The sequence below is a fragment of the Mycobacterium gordonae genome, assembly GCF_001417955.2.
GTDB lineage: Bacteria > Actinomycetota > Actinomycetes > Mycobacteriales > Mycobacteriaceae > Mycobacterium > Mycobacterium gordonae_B.
Genome location: NZ_LKTM01000219.1, coordinates 1 through 990 on the forward strand (window position 1 = coordinate 1; position 990 = coordinate 990).

The 990-nt window shown below is 71.1% G+C and carries 1 pseudogene; it reads left to right on the top strand.

What is annotated here, in order from left to right:
• Positions 1-922, top strand: a pseudogene (locus AO501_RS16100) (HNH endonuclease signature motif containing protein); the annotation flags it as partial.
• Positions 923-990 lie beyond the last annotated feature (68 nt).

The following is a 990-nucleotide window of genomic DNA, read 5'->3' on the forward strand; positions in this document are numbered from 1 at the left end:
GTGGGCGATCGACACGGTCAAGGCGGTGGCCGGGGAGGTGGCGGCGGGGTTGCGGATCAGTCAGGGCCGCGCGGAGACCAAGGTGCGTTATGCCCGGGCGATGCGGGAGCGGCTGCCGGCGGTGGCGGCGGTCTTCTGCGCCGGGGACATCGACTATGAGGCATTCACGACGATCGTGTACCGCACGGATCTGATCGAGGACCGTGACGTGCTGGCGGCCGTGGATGCCACGGTCGCCACGGGGGTGACGCGCTGGCCCTCGCTGAGCCGGGGGCGGCTCTCGGCGAAGGTGGATGCGATCGTGGCCCGCGCCGATGCCGATGCGCTGCGCCGTCGCAAAGAGGTCCAGGCCGAGCGGGAGGTGTGGATCAGCCCGCCCCTGGACGGGTTGGCGCAGATCGAGGGACGCCTGCGGGCCACCGATGCCCAGGCGGTCGATGCGCGGCTCTCAGCGCTGGCGGCCACGGTCTGCGGCAACGATCCGCGCACCCTGGCGCAGCGCCGCGCCGATGCCCTGGGGGCCTTGGCCGCCGGTGGCACCCGGCTGGGTTGTGAGTGCGCGCGTCCGGACTGCACCGCCGCCGGGCGTAAGCCGTCCTCGCCGGTGGTGATTCATGTGATCGCCGAAGCCGCCACCCTGGCCGGGCGCAGCGACAGCCCGGCGTGCCTGCTCGGTGGGGAGGACCTGATCACCCCCGAGCTGCTGGCCGAACTCGCACTGACCGCCAAACAGGTGCCGTTGATCCACCCCGGCTACGCGCTGCCTGAGCCGCAGTACCACCCCTCGCAGGCGTTGGCTGATTTCGTGCGGGCCCGGGATCTGACGTGCCGCTGGCCCGGCTGCGAGGTGCCGGCCATCCACTGCGACTGCGACCACACCATCCCCTGGGCCCAGGGCGGGCCCACCCATGCCGGCAAGGTCATAAGTTGTTAAACTACCCTCATGTCTGCGAAGAAATCTGCTGGTCAGAGTGTCGGGGTGGGGTCGGC